The sequence below is a fragment of the Pseudomonas sp. S3_E10 genome (assembly GCF_054667615.1).
Genome location: NZ_CP162743.1, coordinates 4,670,349 through 4,696,633 on the forward strand (window position 1 = coordinate 4,670,349; position 26,285 = coordinate 4,696,633).

22 protein-coding genes and 1 pseudogene are annotated in these 26,285 nt (G+C 62.3%); 6 read left to right on the top strand and 17 right to left on the bottom strand.

Annotated elements, in window-relative coordinates; genetic code table 11:
• Window positions 1–6: 6 nt before the first annotated feature.
• The 6 genes from AB4N98_RS21390 to AB4N98_RS21415 are packed head-to-tail and all read right to left on the bottom strand — an operon-like array spanning window position 7 to window position 7,259.
• Entirely contained in the window at window positions 7–984 is a 978-nt protein-coding gene (locus tag AB4N98_RS21390; RefSeq protein ID WP_223494586.1) for a class I SAM-dependent methyltransferase, read from the bottom strand.
• Complete coding sequence (locus AB4N98_RS21395) at window positions 966–3,158, bottom strand: glycosyltransferase (RefSeq protein ID WP_460148897.1); 2,193 nt, start codon at window positions 3,156–3,158, stop codon at window positions 966–968. The genes AB4N98_RS21390 and AB4N98_RS21395 overlap by 19 nt, the downstream gene beginning before the upstream one ends.
• A gap of 11 nt (window positions 3,159–3,169) precedes the next feature.
• Window positions 3,170–3,874, bottom strand: coding sequence for a 2OG-Fe(II) oxygenase family protein (locus AB4N98_RS21400; protein ID WP_065877728.1), 705 nt, complete (start codon window positions 3,872–3,874; stop codon window positions 3,170–3,172).
• Complete coding sequence (locus tag AB4N98_RS21405) at window positions 3,867–5,189, bottom strand: polysaccharide pyruvyl transferase family protein (protein ID WP_135196147.1); 1,323 nt, start codon at window positions 5,187–5,189, stop codon at window positions 3,867–3,869. Before AB4N98_RS21405 ends, AB4N98_RS21400 begins: the two co-directional genes overlap by 8 nt.
• The gene (locus AB4N98_RS21410; protein ID WP_017527762.1) at window positions 5,186–6,454 is read right to left on the bottom strand and encodes an ABC transporter ATP-binding protein; all 1,269 of its coding nucleotides are present in this window, start codon (window positions 6,452–6,454) and stop codon (window positions 5,186–5,188) included. The genes AB4N98_RS21405 and AB4N98_RS21410 overlap by 4 nt, the downstream gene beginning before the upstream one ends.
• On the bottom strand, window positions 6,444–7,259 hold the full coding sequence (locus tag AB4N98_RS21415) for an ABC transporter permease (protein WP_017527763.1): 816 nt from the start codon (window positions 7,257–7,259) through the stop codon (window positions 6,444–6,446). Before AB4N98_RS21415 ends, AB4N98_RS21410 begins: the two co-directional genes overlap by 11 nt.
• Window positions 7,260–7,517: 258 nt before the next feature.
• Here AB4N98_RS21415 and AB4N98_RS21420 point away from each other — a divergent pair, with 258 nt between their 5' ends.
• Entirely contained in the window at window positions 7,518–7,976 is a 459-nt protein-coding gene (locus tag AB4N98_RS21420; protein WP_065877722.1) for an Hsp20 family protein, read from the top strand.
• Window positions 7,977–8,057: 81 nt separating this feature from the next.
• Here AB4N98_RS21420 and AB4N98_RS21425 read toward each other — a convergent pair whose 3' ends face one another.
• From AB4N98_RS21425 to AB4N98_RS21440, 4 genes are all read right to left on the bottom strand, one after another.
• Window positions 8,058–10,469 (bottom strand): TonB-dependent siderophore receptor, encoded by a 2,412-nt coding sequence (locus tag AB4N98_RS21425; RefSeq protein ID WP_135196146.1) that lies wholly within the window; start codon window positions 10,467–10,469, stop codon window positions 8,058–8,060.
• Window positions 10,470–10,544: 75 nt separating this feature from the next.
• Window positions 10,545–11,495: a FecR family protein gene (locus AB4N98_RS21430; RefSeq protein ID WP_017527766.1), complete on the bottom strand. Its 951-nt coding sequence runs from the start codon at window positions 11,493–11,495 to the stop codon at window positions 10,545–10,547.
• On the bottom strand, window positions 11,492–12,013 hold the full coding sequence (locus AB4N98_RS21435) for a sigma-70 family RNA polymerase sigma factor (protein WP_017527767.1): 522 nt from the start codon (window positions 12,011–12,013) through the stop codon (window positions 11,492–11,494). Before AB4N98_RS21435 ends, AB4N98_RS21430 begins: the two co-directional genes overlap by 4 nt.
• Before the next feature lie 87 nt (window positions 12,014–12,100).
• On the bottom strand, window positions 12,101–12,742 hold the full coding sequence (locus AB4N98_RS21440) for a TetR/AcrR family transcriptional regulator (protein ID WP_017527768.1): 642 nt from the start codon (window positions 12,740–12,742) through the stop codon (window positions 12,101–12,103).
• 122 nt (window positions 12,743–12,864) lie between these two features.
• Between AB4N98_RS21440 and AB4N98_RS21445 the strand changes: the two genes are divergently transcribed.
• The 3 genes from AB4N98_RS21445 to AB4N98_RS21455 all read left to right on the top strand — a co-directional run bounded on the left by AB4N98_RS21445 (window position 12,865) and on the right by AB4N98_RS21455 (window position 16,349).
• Window positions 12,865–14,130 (top strand): MFS transporter, encoded by a 1,266-nt coding sequence (locus AB4N98_RS21445; RefSeq protein ID WP_065877715.1) that lies wholly within the window; start codon window positions 12,865–12,867, stop codon window positions 14,128–14,130.
• Between the two features lie 34 nt (window positions 14,131–14,164).
• Entirely contained in the window at window positions 14,165–14,962 is a 798-nt protein-coding gene (locus tag AB4N98_RS21450; RefSeq protein WP_017527770.1) for a DNA/RNA non-specific endonuclease, read from the top strand.
• A 175-nt stretch (window positions 14,963–15,137) separates the two neighbouring features.
• Window positions 15,138–16,349: a YeeE/YedE family protein gene (locus AB4N98_RS21455; protein ID WP_460148898.1), complete on the top strand. Its 1,212-nt coding sequence runs from the start codon at window positions 15,138–15,140 to the stop codon at window positions 16,347–16,349.
• Window positions 16,350–16,351: 2 nt separating this feature from the next.
• Here the strand turns inward: AB4N98_RS21455 and AB4N98_RS21460 are convergent, their stop codons facing one another.
• From AB4N98_RS21460 to AB4N98_RS21480, 5 genes are all read right to left on the bottom strand, one after another.
• The gene (locus tag AB4N98_RS21460; protein WP_065877713.1) at window positions 16,352–16,513 is read right to left on the bottom strand and encodes a DUF2986 domain-containing protein; all 162 of its coding nucleotides are present in this window, start codon (window positions 16,511–16,513) and stop codon (window positions 16,352–16,354) included.
• 61 nt (window positions 16,514–16,574) lie between these two features.
• Window positions 16,575–17,801: an MFS transporter gene (locus AB4N98_RS21465; RefSeq protein ID WP_068935622.1), complete on the bottom strand. Its 1,227-nt coding sequence runs from the start codon at window positions 17,799–17,801 to the stop codon at window positions 16,575–16,577.
• Between the two features lie 173 nt (window positions 17,802–17,974).
• A complete protein-coding gene (locus AB4N98_RS21470; protein WP_135196145.1) occupies window positions 17,975–19,015 on the bottom strand; it encodes an alpha/beta hydrolase family protein in 1,041 nt (346 codons plus the stop codon).
• 118 nt (window positions 19,016–19,133) lie between these two features.
• Entirely contained in the window at window positions 19,134–19,541 is a 408-nt protein-coding gene (locus AB4N98_RS21475; RefSeq protein ID WP_017527775.1) for a hypothetical protein, read from the bottom strand.
• Between the two features lie 287 nt (window positions 19,542–19,828).
• Window positions 19,829–20,797: an AraC family transcriptional regulator gene (locus AB4N98_RS21480; RefSeq protein WP_460148899.1), complete on the bottom strand. Its 969-nt coding sequence runs from the start codon at window positions 20,795–20,797 to the stop codon at window positions 19,829–19,831.
• Between the two features lie 103 nt (window positions 20,798–20,900).
• On the opposite strand from AB4N98_RS21480, the gene AB4N98_RS21485 reads away from it, so the two are divergent.
• Entirely contained in the window at window positions 20,901–22,151 is a 1,251-nt protein-coding gene (locus AB4N98_RS21485) for an MFS transporter (protein ID WP_460148900.1), read from the top strand.
• 194 nt (window positions 22,152–22,345) lie between these two features.
• Window positions 22,346–23,472: pseudogene (locus AB4N98_RS21490) on the top strand (mechanosensitive ion channel family protein).
• Here the strand turns inward: AB4N98_RS21490 and gudD are convergent.
• Both gudD and AB4N98_RS21500 read right to left on the bottom strand, forming a co-directional pair.
• On the bottom strand, window positions 23,473–24,798 hold the full coding sequence (gene gudD, locus AB4N98_RS21495) for a glucarate dehydratase (RefSeq protein WP_017527778.1): 1,326 nt from the start codon (window positions 24,796–24,798) through the stop codon (window positions 23,473–23,475).
• A gap of 19 nt (window positions 24,799–24,817) precedes the next feature.
• Window positions 24,818–26,179: an MFS transporter gene (locus AB4N98_RS21500; RefSeq protein WP_065877705.1), complete on the bottom strand. Its 1,362-nt coding sequence runs from the start codon at window positions 26,177–26,179 to the stop codon at window positions 24,818–24,820.
• Between the last annotated feature and the right edge of the window lie 106 nt (window positions 26,180–26,285).

Genomic DNA, 26,285 nt, shown 5'->3' on the forward strand with positions numbered 1-26,285 from the left:
GCCGTTTCATGCGGTTTTCCCCGGCGATGCGGCGACCACCACGAAGTCACTTTTCAGCGTGCCCGACTCGATAAGGCCGTCCTCGATGTCGAACAACATTTGCAGCACCCTGAGCGACTGTGGATTATCCGGCGTGAAGTTGCCGGCGATGCCGTGCAGCAGAAATTGCAGGAGCGAGCCGCCGCAGCGGTTCAGCGCGCGAATCTCGAAGTGCTCCTGCACCACGCGCAAAATGTCGGCGGAGCGCACGGCTTCCGAGGGGTCGACCTTCACCACTTCGATGGGGTCGGGTAATGGCACGGCCTGTTGCACCTGGCCGTAGGAACCCTTGACGAATGAGCGGCGAAACGGTTCTGGAATCAAGCCGAACGCATGGCTGATGGCCGCACATTGTTGCGCATCAAAGGCAAAGTGATTGGCCCCGACGTACTCATTGAAAAACAGCCAGCCACCGGGCTTCAGGCTGTGGCGAACCCGTTGGCAGACGATTTCCAGTTCGCGGATGTGGTGCAGCGAGCCATTGAACCAGACCGCGTCGTAGCAGTTGCCGGGCAGGTCCGTCTGTTCGATGTCGCACAATGAATAGTTGATGCTCGACGCGCCGATCGCCAGCGCCTCGGTTCTGGCAACGTCGAGTGCGCCAGGCGCTATGTCCACGGCATCGCACTGCTCGAAGGCGTTGAGCTTGTAGAGCTCTCGCTCCAGGGTGCCGGTGCCGCAACCGATACTCAGCATCCGCGCGCCGGAAACCGAGTGGCCCAAAAACTCCTTGAGGCAGTACTGCACCCAGCCAGGGTGGCCGCTGCCGGCAGTCGCTTTGTGCTGATGGCGCTGTTGTACGGCGGGGACCGCGAGCCAATACACATCCGCGGAAAATGCGTCGGAGCCGGCCATGTTCTCCGACCAATGATCGGCGGTGACTTGCTTGTCGGCGCTGACCGCTTCCGGCTGGGCGTTGAGCTTTTTCATGATTCGCTTGAACACGATGTCATCCTCCGGTTGGTCAGCGCGCGCGATTGCAGGCGGGGTTCAGGGCGCTTCCATTTACCCCACTTGCTCTCGAAATAGGCCTGGTTCTTGTCCCACAGCGCCTGGTATTCACCGCTGGCGATCAGCTTCTTGAACGAGGCCTGCCCATAGTGATGAATGTATGCATCCTGGGCGCAAACCGTCCTCAGCCCGGCCGCCTGGATGCGCCGGCTGTAGTCGTCATCTTCAAACATACCGATGCCGAATGCTTCGTCCAGCAGGCCTATGCGCTCGAACACCTCGCGGCGCATGGCCACGCAGAACATGGCGAGCATGCTGATATCGAAGGTGCGGCCGCGGTGCCGTGCGACATGGCGGTCGGCGAAGGCTTCCATGTGTTCAAGGTCAACATAGTCGACGTCCACCTTGGCTTCGTTGCCGACCGCGTTCGTCATCGGGCCGACCAGGCCAATTTGCGGGTCTTGCAGGTGGCGCAACAAGGGGTCGATCCACCCCTTGGGTAGCACGGTATCGTTATTGAGCAGCACCAGGCAGTCACCGGTTGCCAGGCGCAGCCCCTGGTTGTTCGCGGCGGCGAAGCCGAGGTTGCGGTCATTGAGCACGACGGTGACATTCGCCTGGGTGCGGCTCAGGTAACGCAGGTAGTTGCGCGTATCGTCCGAAGAGGCGTTGTCGACGATGATCAATTCGTAGTTGGGGTAGGTGGTATTGCGCAACAGGCTCTGGATGCAGCCTTGGGTCAGCTCGACGTTGTTGTAGGTGACCACGATGATCGACACTTTCGCATGCAAGGCCGTCAGCGCGTTCAGATTGGTTTCGAAGCGATGATGCCAGTCATTGGCGCTGGCGAGCGCCACGCGTTCGGTGGCGGCGCGGGTGTCGGTCTCGTTCAGGGCGCACTCGATCTGTTCGATGAAGGCCCGCGGTTCGCTGGCGAAATAAACGAAGTCCTGGTAGATCTTCATTTCTTCCAGCGGCACCGATACCACCGGTTTGCCTGCGCTGATGAATTCGTAGAACTTCACCGGGTCGACCGCATGGGTCACGTTATACAAGCGGAACGGGATCAGGCAGGCATTGAAGTGGTACAGGTACAACGGCATCTGCGCATAGGGCTTCCTGCCGAGCAAATGCACGTTGGGCAGGCGGTCCAGCCCGGCCAGGTCTTTGACGAACAGGTCGCCGATCAATACGAAGTTCCAGTCCGGCCGCTGCCGGGCGATGGCCGCGATCAACGGCAGGTCCACCCATTCGGCCAGGCCGCCATAAAAGCCGATCAAAGGCCGCTTGATGTCCGCCAGCAGGTTGTTGGGCACGCAGTTGCGTTCGAAGAACTCAAAATCCACGCCGTTGCGCAGCAGCAGGCAGTTGTCGCTCGCGGTGGCCCATTTTTCCTGGAGCAAGGCCGCGGTGACCGTCATCAAATCGGCCTGCTTGACCAGGGTTTGTTCTTCTTCGAGCAAGACCTCGCCGATACCCGGGAAGCCAACCCAGTCATCCATGCAGTCGTACTGAATTTTCCAGCCGTGATCGTTGCGCAGTTGGTACGCGAGCGGGGCCCAGAAGGCCAGGTGAATCACTGAAACCGCAGTCTTTATACGCAGGTCCCTGGCCAGCGCATCGATCGCCTTTGTGTAGCCCCGCAGGGTGTTTTCAGTGAGGCGTTGGTTGTAGCAGTCCACGAACTCATCGCGCCGCAACGCAACCTCGAACACGCCAGGCGCCACTTCTACGCTGCTGTAGGCATGCCCAGGCTCGGCGCTGCGGGAGGGGACGATGTAGAAGACACGGTAGCCATGCCGGGCAAACTGGCTCATCAGTTGCTGAGGGCGCTGAAAGCGTGCGGCCCAGTCGATATTGGCAAAACAGAGAATGTCGAAGCGGGCCTCTGTCGGCGATTCGTCCGGCAAGGATGGCTGGGTAGCTTTCGCGATGGGACTTAAGGGGAGATCTTCAGCACGCAGGAATTCCAGGGTGTCGGGTTCGGTGTGCCTGGATTTGTACTTGAGCCAATGCAGCAGCGTGCGCAAGGGGCGGGTAATGCGCCATGAGCGGGTATTTTTCAGCATTGCGATGTAGGCAATCGCCGCGTCTCGTTCCCTGATGGCCGCATCGCGTTCTACCCGTGCGTTTTCGCGCTCAAGTGTGGCCAGATTGTCCTTGTCCATGGGGGCGTCCTTTACACAAGCGTTGCGTTGTTCGGTTCACTGTAAGGGTGCAGCGGTGTCGGGTCATCGGCCGGCCACATCGAGCTGCGTGAGCCTGGACGGTAGAAGGTCACGGTCACGCTGCGCCGGGAGGACCGACAGCCATCCACGACTCGCGAAACCGCGTGCCACGAGTTGTCGGCGCGCACCAGGACCGCCGAGTTGCCGATCACGGGGGGCACTTGGGCGACGACGTCGGCAGGGTCGGCAGAGCCGAGGATTTGCAGGCAACCGCCGTCGGCGGGGTTCCATGTCTCGTTGAAATACAGAATGTGCGTGACCCGTTTGTCGTCCAGGTCGGGATGGGGCCCCAGGTTGGCGCCAGGGCCGTAATGGAAGACATTCACCTCCATGGGCGCGTGGCTCAGGTCCTGGCCGGTCAATGTGGACATCGCATGGCGGTACTGCGCCGAGCGCAGGCTGTCGCTCAATGCCAGCCATGCGCGGCTCAGGGCCTGTGGGTTGACCACCTCGTGGCTGCCCATGGCGATCAATTGCCGTGCCTCGTATTCGTAATCCTTTGCCCCGCCGTAGCCCGATACCGTCTTGAAGTGGTCGTGGGGGTAGGTTCGGGCCAGTGCCTTGGCGTCTTCGGGGCTATACAGCGCGTCGATCTGCGCCCAGGAATAAGGCGCGCTTTTCAAGCGATTGGCGCTCAGTTTGCTCAGGTCAATCATGTCGAAGGGCTCCCAGCCATTTCGTCAGGGTACGGCGGATGTGGCGCAACGGCGCCGTCAGCTTGAAAGAGTTGGAGCGGTACAGCGCCTCAAGCGCGTGTTGGTGTTGCGCGTGGTCGCTTTGCCGCTCGGCGACCTGATGTTGGACCTGTGCATGCAGGTCTTCGAGTACCCCAGGCAAGCCTTGCCAATAACGGTTGAGCGCGGCTGGGGTCGACCTCGGGCCTTCACGGATCAGCTCGGCCACGCGGTCCCAGTGTGCGTCGAGCTGCTCCGTCGCGTGGGCGGTGACCTGGGACAGGGGCTGCCTGCCCAATTGGGCGCGAAACCACTGCGGCTCAATGGGCTGGTCCCGGCGTATCTGGAAGATGCGCCCATGGCTGGGCAGCGCGGTGTATTTACCGGTGCCCAGGTCCGCCGAGCAGAAGATCGGCACGCCAAACACCAGTGAGCTGATCGCCAAGTGATAGCTGTGCCCGATGACGCCCTCGGCATGGGCCAGCAGTTCCGCCAGCAGCAAAGGATCAGGCCAGAACGGCAGGCATCGCGAGCGTTCCAGGCCCTCGCCCAGAACGCTTTCGTGGTCGCCCAGCACCGGTCCTATGGGCAACAGCAGCAGCTGCAAGTCTTCGAACAATCCGGCATGGGTTCGCCACAGGTGCAGGAAGCTGTCCAACCCCCACATCGCATGCACCACCAGATACGGTTGAGTCAGCCCGGCGCTGGCGCGAAGTGCCAGGAAGGCGGCCGACGGCGCTTGCACGTCGAGCAACCGCGCAAGGCCGAAGGCGGTATCGGGGAGCACCTCGACCTGGGCGGTCGGCGACACCTGCGCCAGGGCTGACTGCGAGAGTGCATCCCGCACCCGGATATGCGGGCTGTGATCCAGGCTCAGCTTCACCAGCGGCACGGCCCACGACGGAATCTCGTTGCAATGCATGCCGGGCGCATTCCAGATCAGCGGGATTGCGTGTTGCAAGGCGATCAGCGCCGGCGTCAGCCAGTAACCGGTGGGGTGGTGAATGGAGGCATCCGGCGGGTAATAGCCGGTGGCAACCACTTTGTCGAAGCGAATAATGAAACCGCCGCCGATCAGTACGCCATCCAACTCGCCGGCGATGTCCGGCAAAGCGGTCAGTGAGGTGACCTCGTACGGCCATTCGGGTGGGGTTTTTGCGTGATAGGAAAACCGATGGAGCTTTACCGCGCCCAGGCGCCTGGTCAATTCCACTTCAGCGATGATGGGAAACAGCAAGTCGCCATAGTTGGCGACATCGAACGTGCCGAAGATCCCTACCTGCCACGCGCGACTCATTGGCGCTCCCCCAGAGTGCTCGTTTGCAGGGCGTGACCGGCCTCGATTCCCAGGTCGACGAACCCAAGGAAGTCCTTGGTGCCGGGCAGGGTGTCGAACGCCAGCAGCGCGACCTGCTTCTCGATGAGCTGTGCGGTTTCTTCGCTGTGGCCGTTCATCAGTTTCAGTGTGATGTGGTATTTGCCCGCCGCGAGGGCGGCGGGGAAGTGGACGGTGATGGTCGCCTTGCGCCAGCCATCGTGCGCCGCCTCCATCTGCAGCGGCAGGTTGGCGCCGCCGATCACCAGCAGCCGGGCTTCCTGGATTGTCACGCTGATGGAGGGCAACTCAATGGTGTCGCGAACCTGGGCCTGGATGCATATCTGGATGGTTTCGCCGTACACAAAGCTCGAATAGAGGCTGTCGGTATTGGTAAAGCAGGCGGCCACGATATGCCCCTCATCGGTGCCGAAGGCGATGCCGCCTTGTTTGTCGAGAAACGCCTTGGGAGCGACCGGCACCGCACCGCCACTGGCCCAGCGGCGCTGTTCGTCGCGCATTTCCAGCAGATAGAGTTCGGCCATTTCTTCGGGAGACCCACTGGCGCGCACCCGGCCTTCGCGCAGGTAAATGACTCGATTGCAAAAGCGTTTGACCATGCCCATGTCATGGGACACGAACAGCAACGTGGTGCCTTGCTGGGTCAGCGCCTCCAGGCGATTGAGGCACTTGAACTGAAACGATGCGTCACCCACCGCAAGGGCTTCATCGACGATCAGGATGTCGGGCTGTACGCACACGGCCACCGCAAAGGCCAACCGCACGAGCATGCCGCTTGAGTAGGTCTTGGTCGGTTGGTCGATAAAGTCGCCGATATTGGCAAAGTCAGTAATCTGGGCAAAACGCGCGTCGATTTCAGCACGACTGAGCCCCAGCACCGCGCCGTTCATATAGACGTTTTCGCGCCCGGTGAAGTCGTGATTGAAACCCGACCCCAGCTCCAGCAACGCGGCCACGCGCCCATGGCTGTGAATGCTGCCGGACGTGGCGCTCAATGTGCCGCAGATCAGTTGCAGCAACGTCGATTTGCCACTGCCGTTACGGCCGATGATCCCCACCGTTTCGCCTTTGCGCAGTGTCAGTGACACATCCTGCAGCGCCCAGAACTCGCGATAAAAATGCTTTTTACCCCGGGACAACAGCTGCCACAGACGATCCCTGGGCGTGTCATAGATGTGATAGCTCTTACTCAGGTGGGCCGTTTGTACGGCGATGTCAGAGCACATCGGCAAATCCTTTACGAGACTTCTGGAACCAGCTGAACCCCAGCCAGGCTACGCCCCCGGCCGCGAGTAGGCCGCAGACCCAAGTGAGAGGGTCGGGCAAGACGCCCCAGAACAGCACGTCACGGGTTTGCTCGACCACCAACGTGAGTGGGTTGAGGCGCAGGAGGCCTTGATAGGCCGGCGGAAAGGCGCTGGCCGGGTAAAAAATCGCGGAGACGAACATCAAGGCCGTCGTCAATACGCCAACTATCTGGCCGACATCGCGCAGGTAAACCCCCAGCGAGGCCAGCAGCCATGAAATGCCCAGGGTAAAGAGCACCAGCGGCAATAGCACCAGGGGCAGCAGCAGGCTGGTCAGGGGCGGAAAACCGAAAAACAGCAGGTGGAAGACCAGCCAGATCAATAAGCTGGCCAGGGTATGGAACAGCACCGCGCCCAGCACCACCCAAGGCAGGATCTCCAGGGGGAACATGACTTTTTTGACGTAGTTGGCGTTGGCGATGATCAGGCCGGGCGCACGGCCCACACATTCGGCGAACACGTTGAACACCAGCAGGCCGGCAAACACCAGCAGCGCGAATTCGCTCCTGGAACCGCTGCCTTGAGGCCAGCGCAGCTTGAACATCATGCTGAACACGAAGGTGTACACCAGCAACATGAACAGAGGGTTCAGGAACGACCACAACAGCCCCATGATGGAGCCGCGATACCGACCAATCACTTCCCGCTGAACCATGGAAACCAACAGTTCTCGATGTCGCCACGGGCTGGAAAACATGCCGGCCCGTGCGTTTACTTCACTCATCCAACGATTCCCATGACCAAGTCTGTGCGCTCATCAGTCTAGTCAGGAACTGCCGTTTAGCTATGCGGCCCTGGAAGATTGCTCGCGGCACTGCTCATCCGTCGGTGCTGTGGCCTGTATTCACGGGATCAGAGCCCTGCAAAAAAATTTTTAGGGACGCCGCTTGAAATTTTTTCGCCTGAACCTACTTAGGTTTTACGCGATGCCGAATACGGGTCGCGTATCAAATCACTTGGAGAAAACTCAGGAGATTTTGCAATGGCTACTACTCTCTCGTTGGCCCCACTGTTCCGCCATTCTGTTGGCTTTGACCGTTTCAACGACCTTTTCGAATCGGCGCTTCGCAGCGAGGCCGGTACCACGTATCCGCCTCACAACGTCGAGAAGCACGGTGATGACCACTACCGGATCGTCATCGCAGCCGCCGGCCTGGTGGAGGACGACCTGGAGATCCAGGTGGAAAAAGGTGTGTTGACCGTCGCCGGTGGCAAGCGTGAACACGATGAAAACATCACCTACCTGCACCAGGGCATCGCCCAGCGCGCGTTCCGCCTGTCGTTCCGCCTGGTCGACCACATCGAAGTGCAGGGCGCACAGCTCTCCAACGGTTTGCTGAGCATCGACTTGCTCAGGGTGGTACCGGAGGAAGCCAAGCCGAAGCGCATTGCGATTGGCGGTGCGGCCAAGGCTGAGGTGAAATCCATCAGCGAGCAGTAATGTCGCGATGAATAAAGGCGCTCTTTGGAGCGCCTTTATTGTTTGGCCCTATGAATGTCAACGGGGTTTGTTCCAGCCCGATTACCAGCGATACGTCAACGAACTGATCAACTGCCGCTCATCCCCATACCGGCAAATCGCGAATTCACAATAGGTGTAGCGCTTGTTGGTGACGTTATTGGCGTTGACCGCGACCTCCCAATGCTCGTCGAGCTCATAACTGGCGCGAGCGTCGTACAGGGTGTAGGCGGGCATCGACGAGGGTACGCCGGAGGCTTGGGTGGTGCCCTTGTAGCGGGCGCCGCCGCCGATGCGCAGGTGCGGGATACCCAGTGCCGCCAGGCGGTAATCGGCCCACAGGGCGGCCTGATGATAGGGAGTGTCTTCGCTGCGTTGGCCGATTTCGCTGGCGATATCGCTTTTTGTGATGCGCGCGTCGATGTAGGCGTAGGACGCGATCAGGCTGAGGTTGGGGGTGGCTTCGGTCTTGGCTTCCAGTTCAAAACCACGCGAGCGCACCTCGCCGACCTGTACCGAGAAGTTGAGGTCGGTGCGGTCCTGGCTCAGCACGTTGCGCTGTTCCAACTGATACACCGCCGCGCTCAACAGCGTGGCGCTGCCTTCGGGTTGATAGCGGATACCGATTTCATACTGCTTGCCTTCGGTGGGAATAAAGCTCTCTTCGGCCTTGTTGGTGCCGGCCACCGGAAAGAACGATTCGCTGTAGCTGATGTAGGGCGCCAGGCCATTGTCGGCCTTGTACACCAGGCCGGCGCGCCAGGTGGTGGCTTCATCGCTTTTGCCGCTGTCGACCCCGTTGCGGAACAGTTCGGTGTGCTGGTCGGCCCAGTCGTGACGGCCGCCCAACAGCAGGATCCAGCGTTCGTCGAACTTGATCTGGTCCTGGAAGTAGATGCCTTTTTGCAGGGTGTCGATCTGCGAGCCACGGTCGGTGGCGGGGTGTGTGTTGACCACTACCGGCTGGCCATATTGATAGGTCGCCAGGTTCAACGGCTGTGCGGTGCCGCGAAAGTTATGGGAGTCGTAGCTGGTGTCGTAACCATCGAAGCCCAGCAGGAAGGTGTGCTGCCAGTCGCCGAACTGCCATTTGCTTTCGATATGGGTGTCGCTGGCCAGGCCCCGCGAGCGTTCTTCGCGGTCGCTGTATTGACGGCGCAGCAGGCCGGTGGTCTGCGCGGTGGCGATGTTGTTGCCGGCGATGTTGACCTGCAGGTAGCGCCAGGTCACGTCCGACTGGTAGTAGCGCAGCTTGTGGCTGATGCGCGTGTGCTCATCGAAACGGTGCTCGAACTCATAGCCCAGCGCCGACATCTCGCCGTTCATTTCGTCGTAGTCCGGTTCACCGATAAAGTCGTGGCGGCCGATCTGGAACCGGCCGCTGCCCACGCCCTTGGTCAGTTGATAGGGCAGGGGCGCGGAGAAGCCGGTTTCAGTCTTCTGGTAGAACGACAACAAGGTCAGCGAGGTGTCGTCGTTGGGCTGCCAGGTCAGGGCCGGCGCGACGTAGACCTTGTCGTTGCGGATATGGTCGGCGGCGGTGTCGCTCTTGCGGTCGAGCAGGGTCAGGCGGTAACTCAGGGTGTCGCTGTCGCCCAGCGGGCCGGTGAAGTCGGCGGACAGTTGTTTACGGTTGTTCTGCCCGGCCTGCAGGTTGAGCTCATGGTAAGGCGTTTGGCTGGGGCGCTTGCTCACGGTGTTGATCAACCCGCCGGGCGAGAGCTGCCCGTACAGTACCGACGCCGCGCCGCGAATCACCTCGGCGCGTTCCAGCCCATAGGGTTCCTGTACGCCATCGTACGAGTTGTTTTGCAGGCGCAGGCCATCGCGCAGGGAGCCACCGGTGGCCGACTCCACGTCGAAGCCGCGAATGCGGAAACGGTCCGAGGTGCGGTTGAAACTGGTGGGTTGGCTGGTGAACCCCGGCGTCAGGTCAAGGGTTTGCGAGAGGGTTTCCGATTGCCGATCGCGGATCTCATCGCTGGTGACCACCGACAGCGATTGCGGGGTTTCGATGATCGGCGTGTCGGTCTTGGTAGCACTCAGGTTACGCGTGGCCACGTAGCCCTTGACGTGCTCGGTGCTGCGTTCTTCGGTCAGGCCCGTAATCGACGTCAGCCCCAGTTCCAGCGAGCCGCTGGTGTTGACCGGCACCAGTACATAGCCATTGGCGCCTTGCGCAGCCTGCAAACCACTGCCGCTCAGCAGTTGGGCAAAGCCCTGGTTGATCGGGAACTCACCGTGCAGGCCAGCCGTAGTCAAACCGGCGACGGTTTTGCTGTCGAACAACAACGCCACATGGGCCTGCTGGGCGAACAGGTTCAGCGCCGGGCCGAGCGGCCCCGCGGCGATGGCATAACGCGCCGCCTCTTGCGCGGCAGCCGGGCTGCACAGGGCCAGGCTCAGCGCGGCAACGCTGGCCAGGTTGATCGCCAGGGCGAGGGGCAAGGGGGAACGCTGGAAGTGGCGCGGCATGGAAGACATTCCTGTTATTGAGGTGCTTTCTTCCTTGACGGGGCAGTACGTAAAAGCGGAACCCGGCCTGCGCGATTATTTTTCGTGACGCTCGATCCGCAGCCACAACGGGCTGAACGCGCGGATGCGCACCGGCAGGCCATCGGCAATCAGTTGCAGGGCGCGGCGCGGGTTATCCAAGGGCAAGACGGCGGATACGCGCAGGTCGGCCAGTTGCTCGCGATCGAACTGCAGATGGCCGCCATATTGGCGTGCGAGTTCATCGAGGACCTCTGGCAACGGTCGGTCCTGTACCACCAACTGATGGTATTGCCAGGCGTCGTTCAGGGTGCGCGGGTCAACCTTGCCCACGCGTGTCACCGCGTTTGGCGTGATGCGCGCCTGCTCGCCCGCGCTGACGTTCACCGTGGCGTGATGGCCGGCATCGGTGGCTGCGACCGTTGACTCGAGCAGGGTCAGCAGCGTACCCGGTGCTTCGCGCTTGACCGTGAAACGCGTGCCGAGGGCGCGCATCTGGCCGTCGTCGGTCACCACCACAAACGGCCGCGCGGCATCGTGGGCCACCTGCACCAGGATTTCACCGCGCAGCAAGCGCACCTGGCGTTGCTGGCCATTGAAGGTCAGGTCTACGGCGCTGTTGCCACCAAGAGTCAGTTGCGAGCCGTCGTCCAGGTTGACCTGCTGCCATTGCGCCGGGGCGGTGCGCTGGTCGGCCAACAGATAGCTCGGCGGGTAGGCCCGCAGCGCCAGGGCCACCGGCAACGCCAGCAACAGGCCCAGCAACACCCGACCGCTCGGGTTGCGTCGGCGTACCCGGGCGGCTTCCAGTGCGGCCTGCACCGGCGCCTGTTGCGGGCGCAACGCCTGCAAGCGCCCCACGAACCCTTGCAGGCGCTCGAACGCCGCCGCATGCCGTGGGTCGGCGGCTCTCCAGCGTTCGAACTGCTGTTGCTCGCGTTCGCTGAGGTCGCCTTCGCTCAGGCGGATTACCCAGTTGGCGGCCTGTTGATCGAGGTCGGCGTTCATACATCCAGCGCATGGTGGCAGTGCAGCAAGGCGTTCATCAGGTGCTTGCGCACCATGCGCTCGGAAATCCCCAGGCGGCGGGCGATGTCGCTTTGGCGCAGGCCTTCGAGGAAGTACAGCAGGAACGCCTGCCGCGCGTTCAGGGCCAGGCCGTCGAGTACGAAGGCGATCTGTTCCAGTGCCTCGAGGGTGACGAGGATCTGCTCCGGCGATTGCTGGCACTGCTCCATGATCTCGATGGTCAGCGCCAGCTCGCGCAGATAGGTGCCTTCCAACTGACGGCGGCGCGCGCGGTCGATGATCAGGTGGCGCGCCGTGGTCGTCAAGAACGCCCGTGGTTCGCGCATGGCGCCCAGGGCCTCGCGTGACGCGAGGATGCGCATAAAGGTGTCGTGGGAGAGGTCCGCCGCGTTTTGCGGGCAACCGAGTTTTTTTCGCAGCCAGCCGAACAACCAGCCATGGTGCTCGGTGTAGAGCGCATGGACAGCCTGGTTCAAGGGAAGGTCGCTGGCCGACATCGGAAGTTACGTCTGCGGATAAGAATTATTCGCAAGATTAGCGGTGTGCCATCAACGAAAGCAAGCGTGGCCAGCACTGATTTGTAGTTAAGCCTTCGAATGGGGCGACGCAGGCGTGATCGACGCCGCGACATCCCAGGTGCGCAGGAGCCGGCTGATCGCGGCATCGATGGTTTGCGCCGGCACACCGTCGCGCGCGAGGATCGAAACACCCTGCAAGAAACTATCGAACACTGTGGCCATCACGCTCACCTGAGTGTGCGCTGGCAACTGGCCCAGGCGTACCGCGCGTTCCACACACGCCACGATCCCTGCGCGCGTGCGCAGCCGCGACTGGGTCAGCGCATCCGCCACCCGCGCGTTTTCCGGGCTCGGCGCACTCATCACGCCGAGTGCCACCATGCAGCCTTTGGGGTGGCCGTCTTCGCATTGCATGCGCGCCGATTGGCGCAGCGCGGTTTCGATGGCTTGACGCGGCAATAGGGATTCGTCCCACAGGCATTCGGTGACTTGGGCGTAGGTGGCCAAGTAACGCTGCACGCACTCCTCGAAGAGTGCTTCTTTGGAGCCGAACGCGGCGTAAAAACTCGGCGCGGAAATGCCGCCGCCCAGGCCGGCCTTGAGCTGGGCGAGGGAAGTGGCGTCATAGCCATGCTGCCAGAACAGGTGCAGCGCCTGTTCCACGGCCTGTTCACGATCGAAGTTACGCGGGCGGCCCATTTTTGCCATGGGAGGTCTCCTGTGGAAAGCGAGATAAATACTATTCGATACATAAGTCGTTGACAACGCGCGGTGCGCGCCTGCAACATTTGTATCGATCAGTATTTAAGTCTGCCTCCAAGGAGCTTCACATGACCGCCTCACTGGCCCTATCGGCTTCATCCGAACGCTTGCCCGTCGGCGCTTTGCTCGCCCTGGCCATGACCGGCTTCATCTGCATCGTCACTGAAACCCTGCCCGCCGGCCTTTTGCCGTTGATCAGCGAAGGCCTGGCGATCTCGCCGTCGATGGCCGGGCAGATGGTCACGGCCTACGCGCTGGGTTCGGTGCTGGCGGTGATCCCCATGACCATCGCCACCCGTGGCTGGCGTCGGCGCAATGTGTTGCTGCTGACCGTCGTCGGTTTTTTGCTGTTCAATTCGATTACGGCGTTGTCCTCCCACTATGGCGTGACCCTGGTGGCGCGGTTTTTTGCCGGGGCGGTGGCGGGTTTGGCCTGGAGCCTATTGGCCGGTTACGCACGACGCATGGTCGAGCCGCATCAACAGGGCAAGGCGCTGGCGCTGGCAATGGTCGGTACGCCGATTGCGCTGTCATTAGGCGTACCGCTGGGCACTTGGCTAGGTGGGTGGGTGGGGTGGCGTACCACGTTTGGCCTGATGTCGGGGCTGACCCTGATATTGATCGCGTGGGTGCTGGTGACAGTGCCGGACTACGCACCACAACCCGCGAATCAACGGCTGTCGTTGGGCAAAGTGCTGACCACGCCCGGCGTGCGCCCGGTGCTGGCGGTGGTGATCAGTTGGATGCTAGCGCACAACATTTTGTACACCTACATCGCACCGTTCTTGGCGCCGGCGGGGTTGGCCGAGCGTGTGGATCTGGTGTTGCTGGTGTTCGGGATCGCCGCGCTGGCGGGTATCTGGATCACCGCCCGATTGGTCGAGCCGTTGCTGCGCAACACCGTGTTGGCGAGCCTGGCGACGTTTGCGCTGGTCTGTGTGGTGTTCGGTTTGCTGGGAGCAATGCCTGAGGTGATCTACCTCGGCGTGGCGGTATGGGGCCTGAGCTTTGGCGGCGCCGCCACGTTGTTGCAAACCGCGCTGGCGGATGCGGCGGGCGAGGGCGCTGATGTGGCGTTGTCGTTGAACGTGGTGGCGTGGAACAGCGCAATTGCCGGCAGCGGCGTACTGGGTGGGGTGTTGCTGGACACCTGGGGCGTGGCTGCGTTTGCGTGGGCGATGCTGGTGTTGGTGGGCGTGGCGCTGAGTATCGCGTGGACGGCGCGGGCCCATGGCTTCAAACCGGGAAAACGGTCTGCCGATGGGCCGGCGGCGGCTGGAAACGCCAGCGCAACCGCCAGGGCCAGCACTAAAGTGCAATGTGAGGGTCCATAGGTCCCGCTAAATCCTCACGATAAGATTTAAAAACATGCACTTACGCAACATTGCTATCGGGCTCTCGGCCTTTTTTCTGCTGTCCACCGGGGCGCACGCCCGGGGTGCGATGGACCTCTATTCCAGCCAGGAACAACGCCTTTCGTTCGACAGCTGCGCCGATATTTTCCCGACCGCCACACCGATCAAAACCGCGACCGTCCCCGCCAGCATGAAACCGCTGGCGCTGTGCTCCGACCATTTTGCCGTGCTGTATTCACAAACCAGCAAGACCCCGCTGCTGGTGGTCGAACGCCTCAACGCGCGCCAGCTCAACGACGCCAAAGGCGAAGAACGCACCAACCATTTCTACGCCGACCCGCGCATCCCCAAGGCAGGGCGCGCGGAGTTGAGCGACTACCACGGCCAACACCCGGCCATGGACCGCGGGCATCAGTCTCCGGCCGCCGATGCCCCCGACGCCAAAGCCATGGCCCAGTCTTTTGCGCTGTCGAACATGGTGCCGCAAGACCCCACCAACAACCGCAAGATCTGGAGCAAGGTCGAGGCCGATGTGCGCAAATTCGCCGTACGCGCCGGCGGTGACGTGTATGTGTTCACCGGGCCGTTGTTCGATGCCGGTTACGGCACCATCGGCGATAACCAGGTGTGGGTGCCGACGCGGCTGTTCAAACTGGTGTACGACGCTTCGTCCAAGCGGGCCTGGGCGTATGTGCTGCCCAACGCCGAAACGCGTATCCAGCGGCCGATGGACTACGACACCTTTGTGAAGACCACCGGGCTCAAGTTGCTGGGTAACCTTCCCGTGTCGGGATCGGTGGGGCGCGGCTGACAGCGGTGCGGCAGTGACTGTGTTCGCTGCCCTTGCCAGCGCTTGCGCAGCCTCGGTACACCCGCCGAACCGAGTCGCGCGCATCCCGGCCGCGCTGAAGCGACAGCCCAGTGCCGGTCTGGGTTTATACTCACCCGCTTCGCAACCCGTTCCTACCCACCCACCGAGATACGCCATGAGTATCTCCTTGCCTATCGCCGCCACGCGCAAACCCTTTGCGCCGCTGGTGGCCTTTATCGTCCTGGTGCTGGGCGCCTTGTTTTTGCAAGCCAGCGTCGGCTCGCGCCAGGTGCTGTTGCTGGTGGTCGGTGCCGCATTGGGCCTGACCCTCTACCACGCCGCTTTCGGCTTCACCTCGGCCTGGCGTGTGTTCATCAACGAACGCCGTGGCGCCGGTTTGCGCGCGCAGATGGTGATGCTGGCGCTGGCGGTCTTGCTGTTCTTCCCGGCGCTGGGGGCGGGGACCTTGTTCGGGCAGCCGGTGGTCGGGCTGGTCGCGCCGGCCGGTGTCTCCGTGGTGTTTGGTGCGTTTATTTTCGGCATCGGCATGCAACTGGGCGGCGGTTGTGCGTCGGGCACGCTGTTCACCGTGGGCGGTGGTAATGCGCGCATGCTGGTGACGTTGCTGTTCTTTATCTGCGGTTCGCTGATCGCCACTCATCATGTGGACTGGTGGTTCGCACTGCCTGCGTTCCCGGCGGTATCGATCGTCAACAGTTTTGGCGTCATACCGGCCTTGTTCGCCAGCCTGGCGATGTTCGCACTCATCGCCGCCGTCACCGTCCGCCTCGAAAAACGCCGCCACGGCCAGCTTGAACACGGCGTGCAAAGCGAACACCAAGGCCTGCGCCGCTTCCTGCGCGGCCCATGGCCATTGGTCTGGGGCGCGGTTGGCCTGGCGCTGCTCAACTACGCCACCCTGGCGCTGGCCGGACGGCCTTGGGGCATTACTTCGGCGTTCGCCCTGTGGGGCGCCAAAGTGGCAAGCGGTTTGGGTGTGGATGTCGGCGCCTGGGCGTTCTGGCAGATGCCGGGCAATGCCAAGGCCCTGGCGGCGCCGGTGTGGCAGGACATCACCAGCGTCATGGACATCGGCATTGTGCTCGGTGCGCTATTGGCCGCCGGCCTGGCCGGGCGTTTTGCCCCCAGCCTGAACATCCCGGCCCGCTCGCTGATCGCTGCCGTGATCGGCGGCCTGCTGCTCGGTTACGGTTCGCGCCTGGCGTACGGCTGCAATATCGGCGCGTACTTCAGCGGCATCGCCTCGGGCAGCCTGCATGGCTGGGTGTGGCTGGTGGCGGCGTTTATCGGCAACGGCGTGGGGGTGCGCCTGCGGCCGTTGTTCTTTGCTGGCGAGCGGCCGCAGGTGGCGCTGAGCGGTTGCTGAGATCAGTCCTGCAGGGAAAGGCTTGGCGCCTGATCGGCTTCCGCCGCCAGCTTTTCCCGTTCGGCTTTACTGATGTAGCGGTCCTTGGATTTGGGCGCCAATTTGGCGCTGGCCTTTTTGGCCTTGGCCTTGAACAGCTGCTGCAGTTTTTTCTGGCGATTCATGGAGTTCTTACCTGGGCTAAACGTGCCCGGATGATACCAGCTTAAAAACCGCAGCCAATGCCTAGCAAGGCTGCGCCGCCAAGCTGTTACTGACGCTGCGCCCCAGCACCAGCACCGTCACGAACCCGCAGCCCACCAGGGCCGTCGCCAGGCTCAACAGCACCGCACTGCCCATCTGGTCGACGATCTGCCCGCCAAAGAACGAGCCCAACGCAATAATCACCTGGAACAACGCGACGAACAGCGGCATGCCACGCTCGACATCCTTGGGCGCCACCACGAACATCCAGATACTCGCGCAGGCCGGGAAAGCGCCAAAGGCAAAGCCCCACAGTGCGATCAACATCGCCGCGCCGGTCATGCCGGTGGCGAAGTACGGGAACAACGCGGTGCTCGTGCCGATCATCAACGCCACCAGCAGCAAGGTGTGACGCACACTACGATTGGCCGCGAACCCGGCAAAAACATTCCCCATCACGCCCGCTACGCCATACAGCAACAGCAGTGAACCAATGGTCGGCCCATCGAAGCCGCAGCTGTGTTTAAAGAACGGTGCGACGTAGGTGTAAGCCGCAAAGTGCGCCAGGCCAATCAACAACACCGCGATCAAACCGACCCGCGCCTGTGGGTTGATAAACAGCGCCGGCAGGTCACTGATGCGAATGGCCTTCTCCGGGGTGAGGCGCGGCAGCAGAAACACCTGCGCCAACAGCACCGGGATGCCCACCAGCGCCGTCACCAGGAACGTCATGCGCCAGCCCATCAAACCACTGAGCCAGGTGCCGACGGGCACGCCGAGCACGGTGGCCAGGGTCACCCCCATCATGATGATCGACGTGGCCTTCGCCACGCCCACACCCTTGGGCGCCAGGCGGCCGCTGAGCGCAATGGCCGTGGCCCAGAACCCGCCGATGCTGATACCCAGCAACACGCGGCCGAACAGCAGCAGGTTGAAATCACCGGCAAAGGCCACCACCGAGTTGGCGATGATCATGATCAGCGTCAGGCCGATCAGCAGGTAACGGCGGTCCATGGCGCCAATGCTCACCGACAGAAAAGGCGCAGCGAGCGCGGCCATGATGCCGGGCAGCGTCACCATCAGGCCGGCGTGACCGGCGCTGATGCCGAGGTCTGCGGCGACGTCGTTGAGCACGCCCACCGGCAGGAATTCACTGGTCACCAGGGCAAAGGCACCCACGGCAACCGAGAGAATCGCCAGCCACTGCTGTTTGACGCTTTGTTGATTATGTTCGGGAAGGCCGCTGGGGGCCTGGCTCGCGCTTGGCATGGTGTTGAGTTCCAAGAGGGGATGCGCCTGAAGACAGGCGCAGGGGAAGAAGTAGGAGGCGATTATAGGAAGGCGTGTTTGGCGGGCTATAGGCGAGCGGTTCGATAGTAATCATCAGTGCTATCGATGCGAAGCCTTTGGGCACCTCGCTTCGAGAACGGTTTGCGCTTTATTCAGTGCCGAAACGATCGCCCCAGAAACTCACTGATCAGCCCCACCACCTGCTGTTGAATGACCGCCCTTGGCCGAGCCCCCTCACCATCCCGGCAAATCATCCCATCCCCAGGCGAGTCCTCTTCAATCAACGCCATGCCGTCCGGCTTGCAGATCGCCATAAAGCTGAAGTGAGTAGCGTCGCCGATCTCCACGTACTGCGTGGATGCCTTGGGCATGCGCCCAACCATGTGGGCGGACTCCAATTCAGGCGCCATATCGTCGGTGGGTACACCCCCGGCAATCACCAGCGCAGGCACCGGCAGCGCGGCCAGGCTGGCGTCGGTGAAGCCGCGCGACAGGCCCAGGTCCAGCGACACGATGGCGGTGACGCGCTTGTCGCTCAAGTCAGCGGCCAGTTTGGCCTTGCCGGTTGGCGTGCCGGCAGGGCTCATCCGCGTGTAGCCGATGCAGCCGCCCAGCTTGGGGTGGGCGTTGCAGTCCTGAGCGAACAGGTCGGGGTCAAACCGCGCACCGGCGATTTCCATCACCGTCCAGCCGCCAATGGAATGGCCCACCGCGGCAATCTGGTTGTTCGCTACCGCGCCGAACTGCTGCGGCTGCGCAAGCACCGCATCAATGACGCGGCTCAGGTCTCTGGGTCGTTGCCATAACTGCGCGGCGGCTGCGGGGCTGCGGTCCTTGCTGGTGGTGCCGGGGTGGTTGACCGCCGCCACGATATACCCCTGGCGTGCCAACGCACTGGCCAGCCACACCTGGTTGCCCCAATTGCCGCCATAGCCGTGGGAGAGCACTGCCAACGGATGCTCACCCGCAGCCGGTGGCGCGTCGGACACCGCGAGGGCACCGATGAACACCGCGTTGTCGGCGATCCATTCGGGTTTGGCTGTGGTGGCGGCGGGGTACCAGACGGCCAATTCGAGTGGTCGGCTGTGTTGTGCGTCGGGCAGGGTGACGGTCTTGAAGCCCACGGGATTTTCGTTGGCGAATGCAGGTGCGGTCAGGCAGATCAGCAGCAGGGCGGCGAAGTGGGTTTTCACTGTTGTTATCGTCCTTGAAGTGAGCGGCGCAGCATGACTTGAAACCAGTCGTTTGCATACCGGTGAACCGCCCCACGCCGAGGCTGAGGCCACCATGTTGCGCCCTGGGCTCGTCGAGCTACGGCAGCGCATACCCCTCATAATCCAATGCAATCCGATCCTCTTTCGGATAACTCACGTACACCACCACCGCATCGCTGCTGTCCACCAATGCGTAGGGCCATTTGCCGTTCGCCTTACGCATACGCTCATACAGCGGTAGGAAAAAATCCTTGGTTTGACCGCGTGGGTCGTAGGGGGCTTGCACGTGGAATATCGGATAGTGCCCGCCATTGCACAGTTGTATGCGGTCCAGCGCGAAGTGGTTTTTTTCCAGCAAAGCGCGGGTTGGGTGCTGCCACGTGGTGAGGTCGACGTCTTGGCAGTCTCTGGCGGTTTGGCTGTAGAGGGTAGTGTCTTCCAGAGGCGGCAGCGCGAACGCCAGGGAAGGTAAAACCAACAGCAGCAAGGGAAGAAGGCGTGGCATGGTGGCGATTCGGCAGGAAGGGGAGCGCTAGTGTAGGTTTCCCGCCACCGCGACGCTTCAATTTTGTCGTCGATCATTCGATTCCCAGGCATCGTTCGCGCGGTCACGATGATCAGGTCACTGAGAAAGGTGGGGGGGCTGGGTTGGTGGGGTTCTTGTCTTGATATGGACCGCGACGCCAAGCCTTCACCAAGAAAATGGGGGGGCAGACCACATTCAAAACACTATTCGCTTCTGGCCGAAACCCGTCCAATGCCCCCTAACTCATCCACCACCTCCACCCGCCTTCAAGAGACAGCAACCTGCCTCGATTTCCGGCTTAACCCAGGCGTCATGCCCATAATGCGCTTGAATGCGCGACTGAAAGCGGCTTGGGAGGTATAGCCCAAGCGCTGCGCCACTTCTTCTATCGGCAGCCTTTCGAGCGTCAGCCACTGGCTGGCAAGGCGCATCCGCACTTCGGTGACGTAGCGCAGTGGGGTCATGCCGATAGTCATCTGGAAACGGTCCGCGAAGACCGAGCGAGAGGTATTGCATTGCTCGGCCAACTGGCCGACGGTCCAGTCGCGGCCCGGTTGTTGATGGAGCGCCAGAAGCGCACCCGCCAGCCGTGGATCGCGCAAGGCGGCAACCAGGCCGGAGGCATTGCCGCACGCACACTCGACCCAACCGCGAACGACCATGGCGGCGACCACGTCGGCCAGTCGTGCGAGGATGCCGGCGAAGCCGACGCGTGCGGCGCTGACCTCGCGCTCCATGGTGGTGAGGATAGGCACAAGTCCGGGGTAACGTTGGCCGCCGGCGTCGATCAGCATCAGGCCCGGCATCAGCTTGCCCAGGCCATGAATACTGCCCAATTCGAACTCCATGCAGCCACTGAACACAATCGCGGTCGGTGTGGGGCCGGCGTTGGTTCCGGTGTCCACCGCGCTGACGGTGTCTCCGAGGGGCTCGCGATCCAGCAGGTCGATGTCCTGAACAGGCACGTCCATGTGGGAGAGCAGTTGATGGGCCGCGCCATGGGAGATGAACACGGCGTTGCCGGCGGACAGCGCATAGGGGGTGCCGTCGTCCATCCGCAGCACTGCGTTGCCGACCGCCAGGAAGTGGAACCAGGCATGCCCAGGTCTGGCGGCGAAGCCCAAGCCGAAGGTGGGGCCCGTTTGGATACGGCGGTACTCGACGCCGCGCAGGCGCATGCCGCGCAACAGCTCATTGACGAGGTCCGAGGAAAGGGCAAATTGATCTGTAGACATGGCTCAGGTGTTTCAGTCAATAAATCGAGGTTTTGGATCATAGATCATCCGGTTTCAGGTGCCTAGACTGCGGGACGCCATGAAGATTGGGAGATCTGTGCAAATGACTGACCTTGTATGCAATGCCGTAGCCGACCGCCGTCTTGATGCCGGGCCGGATGCGGAACCTGCAACCCCGGCGTGGATGGCCGTATTTTCGCTGGCAATGGGCGTGTTCGGCTTGCTGACCGCCGAGTACCTTCCGGCCAGCCTGCTGACGCCGATGGCGGGCGAGCTGGGAGTGTCTGAAGCGCTGGCTGGCCAGGCGGTGACGGTGACCGCCGTGGTGGCGCTGTTCGCCGGCCTTCTGGTGCCCGGCCTGACCCGCAGTATCGATCGTCGCTGGGTGCTGCTGGGGTTTTCTACGTTGATGATCGCGTCCAACCTGCTGGTCGCTATTTCCTCCAGTTTCGCAGTGCTGCTGTTGATGCGTATCTTGTTGGGCATCGCCCTTGGTGGGTTCTGGAGCATGGCGGCGGCGGTGGCGATGCGCTTGGTACCGGGGGCTTTGTTGCCCCGAGCGCTTTCGATCATTTTTAGCGGGATTGCCATAGGGACGGTGGTTGCGGTCCCGCTGGGCAGCTATCTGGGAGGGCTTTATGGCTGGCGCAGCGCGTTCTTCGCCGCGGCGGCGGTGGGCGTGGTGACCCTGGCTTTCCAGTCGTTCACCCTGCCGCGCCTTGCGCCGCGCCGGCCGGCACGCCTGCGCACCGTGCTTGAGGTGTTGCTGCGTCCGGGCATCGCCATGGGCATGTTCGGCTGTGTGCTGGTGCACAGCGGCCACTTCGCGATGTTCACCTATATTCGGCCATTTCTCGAAGGCACCACCGGCATCGGCCCGCAAGGGCTGTCGCTGATGCTGTTGGGTTTTGGTGTGGCGAATTTTGTCGGCACGCTGGTGGCTGGGTGGCTGCTGCCCCGTCATCCGCTGGGCACCCTGGTGTTGATGCCCGCGTTGGTAGGCGTTGCAGCGCTGGCATTGGTGCTGCTGCCGGCCTCGGTGCCGGGGCAGGCGGTGCTGCTGGCGGTGTGGGGCCTGGCCTTTGGGGGTGTGCCGGTGGCGTGGTCGAACTGGGTCGCCAGCGCGGTCCCGGATCAGGCGGAAAGCGCCGGGGGCATGGTGGTGGCGTCTGTGCAGTCGGCCATCGCAACGGGCGCAGCCGCTGGCGGGGCAATGTTCAGCCTCGGTGGCAGCGCCGGTGTATTCCTAGCGGCGGCCGTGCTGATGCTGCTGGCCGCGTTGCTGATTGCATGGTGTGTGCGCGTTCCTTCTGCCCACGGCGCTGCCCGGACCACGCCGGCGCCGCACCTTTGATTGCCAGCTTGCCCAGCAACACGGCGCGGTCAGTTATCGCCCCAGCCTTTGATTAGATTGAACAGCCGCATACCCACGGCGCCTAACCCAAACAGGCTGTTTGACGGCACCGCCAGAGCAAGCGGCGTTTACCGGGCTGCAGTCGGCCATGCGCTGAGGCGCATGCGCCGTCGCAGGCTTCAAAGGGGGTTTGAATGACCGAGGAATTCGCAGACTTTTTCAGCACCTACACGATCCTGGGCATTTCATTGGCCAGTTGGGCGCTTGCCGTGTGCGCCGCAGCGCTCAGTTACTGGCTGGCGAGAACCGCCATCCGCTTCGTGTTTCGCAAGGTCCAGACCAGGGCGAGCGCCGGTAATGGTCATCTCAGTTTGATCGCCAGCCAAGTGCTGTCGGCGACCAGCACCACGTTGTTGCTGTTGGCCTCGATTCTGGTCGGGGTCGGTTTGCTGGATTTGCCGCAGCGCTGGCTCGGTCGGGTCAGCAGCCTGTGGTTTGTGGTGGCGGCGTTGCAGATCGGCCTGTGGGCCAACCGCGCCCTGGCGCTGGGGCTGCACCGTTATTTCTCTCGCCACAGCGCCAACGGGGTGTTTCAGGCCAGCGCCCTGGCAACCTTGAGTTTGTGGGGGGGAGGGTGTTGTTATGGGCAGTGATTCTGCTCGCGATGCTGTCGAACCTGGGCGTCAACATCACCGCGTTTGTCGCCAGCCTCGGCGTGGGCGGTATCGCGGTGGCGCTGGCGGTGCAGAACATCCTGGGCGATGTGTTCGCCTCGCTGTCCATTGCCGTCGACAAGCCCTTTGAAGTCGGCGATTTCATCGTAGTGGGCACGCTGGCCGGTACGGTTGAGCATGTGGGCCTGAAGACCACGCGCATCCGAAGCCTGGGTGGCGAGCAGATTGTCATGGCCAACGCCGACATGATCAGCAGCACCATCCAGAACTACAAGCGGCTGCAGGAACGCCGCATTGTGTTCGAGTTTCGCCTGACCTATGACTGCTCCACCGAACAGGTCCGCCAAGTCACGCGACGGGTGCAGGAGATCATCAAGCGTGAAGAATTGGCCAGGTTCGATCGCTGCCATTTCAGGAATTTTGGCGAGAGCGCGCTCGAGTTCGAGACGGTCTATATCGTCCTGGACGCGAGCTATAACGTTTATATGGACGTGCAGCAGCGGATCAACCTGAGCATCATGGAGGCGGTCGCTGAGCTTGGCGCTTGCTTTGCTTTCCCGGCGCGCACCGTGCACGTCGCTTCAATGCCCGACGCTGCCGCACGGCCTTCGCGCACGCCGTCTCCGGCGCGCGCCGAGCATGCTTGATCAGCGCACCAGGCAAGGCTGCTTGTTGTTATAGCGCCAACCCGGTATCAAAAACTGCATCGCCACGCTGTCATCCCGCGCGCCGAGGCCCATGCCTTGGTACAGCTCATGGGCCTTGGCCACGGCGTCCATGTCGATGTCCACGCCCAGGCCAGGCTTGGCCGGTACTTTCACATAGCCGCCTTCGATTTTCAGGGGTTCACGGGTCAGGCGCTGGCCGTCCTGCCAGATCCAGTGAGTGTCGATGGCGGTGATGTCGCCCGGCGCGGCGGCAGCCACCTGGGTGAACATGGCCAGGGAAATATCGAAGTGGTTGTTGGAGTGCGAGCCCCAGGTCAGGCCCCATTCATGGCACATCTGCGCCACGCGCACCGAGCCTTGCAAGGTCCAGAAGTGCGGGTCGGCCAGCGGAATGTCCACCGATTGCAGCTGGATCGCATGGCCCATTTCGCGCCAGTCGGTGGCGATCATGTTGGTGGCGGTCTTGAGGCCCGTGGCGCGACGGAACTCAGCCATCACTTCGCGGCCCGAGTAACCGTTTTCGGCACCGCATGGGTCTTCGGCGTAGGCGAGCACGTGGTGCTGGTCGCGGCACAGGCGGATGGCTTCTTTCAGAGACCAGGCGCCGTTCGGGTCGAGGGTGATGCGTGCATCGGGGAAACGCTCGGCCAGGGCGGTGACCGCTTCGATTTCCGCGTCGCCGCTCAATACGCCGCCCTTGAGCTTGAAGTCGTTGAAGCCGTACCGGGCTTTGGCGGCTTCGGCCAGGCGCACAACCGCTTCGGGGGTGAGCGCGGTTTCATGGCGCAGGCGCAACCAATCGTCGTCAGCGTCCGCTTCGTTACGGTAAGCCAGGTCGGTGGCGTTGCGGTCGCCGACGTAGAACAGGTAACCGAGCATTTTCACCGCATCGCGCTGCTGGCCTTCGCCGAGCAGGGCGGCCACCGGCACGTCGAGAAACTGCCCCAGCAGGTCGAGCAGCGCGGCCTCCATGGCGGTGACCGCGTGGATGGTGATGCGCAGGTCAAAGGTTTGCAGGCCGCGCCCGGCCGAGTCCCGCGAGGCAAAGGTGCTGCGCATTTGATTCAGCACGCGCTGGTACTGGCCGATCGGTTGGCCGATCACCAGGCTGCGTGCGTCTTCCAGGGTTTCGCGGATGCGTTCGCCACCGGGCACTTCACCCACGCCGGTGTTGCCGCAGCTGTCCTTGAGGATGACGATATTGCGTGTGAAAAAAGGCCCGTGGGCGCCGCTGAGGTTAAGCAGCATGCTGTCGTGGCCGGCGACGGGGATAACCTGCAAGTGCGTGACGACTGGAGTATTCATGGCAAGTGTCCTGAAAGGTTCAAAGAGGTTTGCTGACGGCGGCGCTGTTGGGCGCCACGCTTGTCGGGGTCAATACGGCAGAGGGCGCGGTCTTGGCGAAGAACACCAGGATCGCCGCCAGCACCGAGGTGCCGGCCAGGCCGTAGAGACCGCCCTGGATCGAACCGGTGGTCTGTTCCAGGAAGCCGAAGGTGGTCGGCGCAACGAAGCCGCCGAGGTTGCCGATGGAGTTGATCAGCGCGATCACCGCCGCCGCGATGCGCACATCCAGGTAACCCTGGGGGATCGGCCAGAACAGCGATGACGCCGACTTGAAACCGATGGCCGCAAAGCAGATCGCCACGAAGGCGAAAATCGGCCCACCGGTGGTAGACATGAACATGCCTGCCGCGGCAATCAACAGTGCCGCCGCGACCCAGGCCTGCTGGAACTTGAACTTGCCCGACAGCGACGCGAAGGCGTACATGGCGATGATCGAGATCAGCCAGGGGATCGAGTTGAAGAAGCCCACCTGCACGTCACTCAAGTCGCCCATCTTTTTGATGATGCTCGGCAGCCAGAATGTCGCCGCGTAAATCGTCAGTTGGATGCAGAAGTACAACGCGCAAAACAGCAGGATCTGACGGTCTTTGAGCAGCTTGCCGAGGGTGGGTTTGACGCTGGTCAGCGCTTCACGCTGGCGTTGTTCGGCGTCGATGGCGCCGACCAGTGCGTCCTGCTCTTCACGGCTCATCCATTTGGCATCGTGGGGCTTGGAGTCGAGCCAGAACCACACAAAGAACCCGATCACCACCGAGGCCAGGCCTTCGATGGCGAACATCCATTGCCAGCCATGAAAACCAAAGCCTTCGATCTGCAACAGCACCCCCGACAGCGGGCCCGAGATCAACGACGCCACCGCCGAGCCGCTGAGAAAAATCGCGATGGCTTTACCGCGCTCCACGCCCGGCAACCAGCGCGTGAAGTAGTAGATCACCCCAGGGAAGAAACCGGCCTCGGCCACGCCCAGCAGAAAGCGCAGGATGTAGAAGTGGGTTTCGTTCTGGATGAACGCCATCATCGTCGCGACGATGCCCCAGGTGAACATGATGCGGGTCAGCCAGATGCGCGCGCCGACCTTTTGCAGCAGCATGTTGGACGGTACTTCGAACAGGGCGTAGCCAATGAAGAACAACCCGGCGCCAAAGCCATAGGCCGCGGCGCCGATGCCCAGGTCATGCTCCATGTGCGTGCGCACGAAGCCGATATTGACCCGGTCGATGTAGTTGAGGATGAACATGATCACGAACAGTGGAAGCACATGGCGCTTCACTTTGCTCACGGCGCGCGCGAGGACGGGATCGCGGGTGGGTGCAACGGATGCATGGCTTGAACGAGTCACAATGGAAAACTCCCCCTGATTATTTTTATGCGGGTTTGTATGCGTTGTTGATAGACATCATACAAGTGCATTTCTGGGGTTCGCAATCCATGGCGGGGTGTTTTTG

Coding starts and splice junctions, on each gene's coding strand:
- AB4N98_RS21395 (WP_460148897.1), bottom strand. CDS start 3,158: ATGGACAAGGACAATCTGGCCACACTTGAGCGCGAAAACGCACGGGTA.
- AB4N98_RS21400 (WP_065877728.1), bottom strand. CDS start 3,874: ATGATTGACCTGAGCAAACTGAGCGCCAATCGCTTGAAAAGCGCGCCT.
- AB4N98_RS21405 (WP_135196147.1), bottom strand. CDS start 5,189: ATGAGTCGCGCGTGGCAGGTAGGGATCTTCGGCACGTTCGATGTCGCC.
- AB4N98_RS21410 (WP_017527762.1), bottom strand. CDS start 6,454: ATGTGCTCTGACATCGCCGTACAAACGGCCCACCTGAGTAAGAGCTAT.
- AB4N98_RS21415 (WP_017527763.1), bottom strand. CDS start 7,259: ATGAGTGAAGTAAACGCACGGGCCGGCATGTTTTCCAGCCCGTGGCGA.
- AB4N98_RS21420 (WP_065877722.1), top strand. CDS start 7,518: ATGGCTACTACTCTCTCGTTGGCCCCACTGTTCCGCCATTCTGTTGGC.
- AB4N98_RS21425 (WP_135196146.1), bottom strand. CDS start 10,469: ATGCCGCGCCACTTCCAGCGTTCCCCCTTGCCCCTCGCCCTGGCGATC.
- AB4N98_RS21430 (WP_017527766.1), bottom strand. CDS start 11,495: ATGAACGCCGACCTCGATCAACAGGCCGCCAACTGGGTAATCCGCCTG.
- AB4N98_RS21435 (WP_017527767.1), bottom strand. CDS start 12,013: ATGTCGGCCAGCGACCTTCCCTTGAACCAGGCTGTCCATGCGCTCTAC.
- AB4N98_RS21440 (WP_017527768.1), bottom strand. CDS start 12,742: ATGGCAAAAATGGGCCGCCCGCGTAACTTCGATCGTGAACAGGCCGTG.
- AB4N98_RS21445 (WP_065877715.1), top strand. CDS start 12,865: ATGACCGCCTCACTGGCCCTATCGGCTTCATCCGAACGCTTGCCCGTC.
- AB4N98_RS21450 (WP_017527770.1), top strand. CDS start 14,165: ATGCACTTACGCAACATTGCTATCGGGCTCTCGGCCTTTTTTCTGCTG.
- AB4N98_RS21455 (WP_460148898.1), top strand. CDS start 15,138: ATGAGTATCTCCTTGCCTATCGCCGCCACGCGCAAACCCTTTGCGCCG.
- AB4N98_RS21460 (WP_065877713.1), bottom strand. CDS start 16,513: ATGAATCGCCAGAAAAAACTGCAGCAGCTGTTCAAGGCCAAGGCCAAA.
- AB4N98_RS21465 (WP_068935622.1), bottom strand. CDS start 17,801: ATGCCAAGCGCGAGCCAGGCCCCCAGCGGCCTTCCCGAACATAATCAA.
- AB4N98_RS21475 (WP_017527775.1), bottom strand. CDS start 19,541: ATGCCACGCCTTCTTCCCTTGCTGCTGTTGGTTTTACCTTCCCTGGCG.
- AB4N98_RS21480 (WP_460148899.1), bottom strand. CDS start 20,797: ATGTCTACAGATCAATTTGCCCTTTCCTCGGACCTCGTCAATGAGCTG.
- AB4N98_RS21485 (WP_460148900.1), top strand. CDS start 20,901: ATGACTGACCTTGTATGCAATGCCGTAGCCGACCGCCGTCTTGATGCC.
- gudD (WP_017527778.1), bottom strand. CDS start 24,798: ATGAATACTCCAGTCGTCACGCACTTGCAGGTTATCCCCGTCGCCGGC.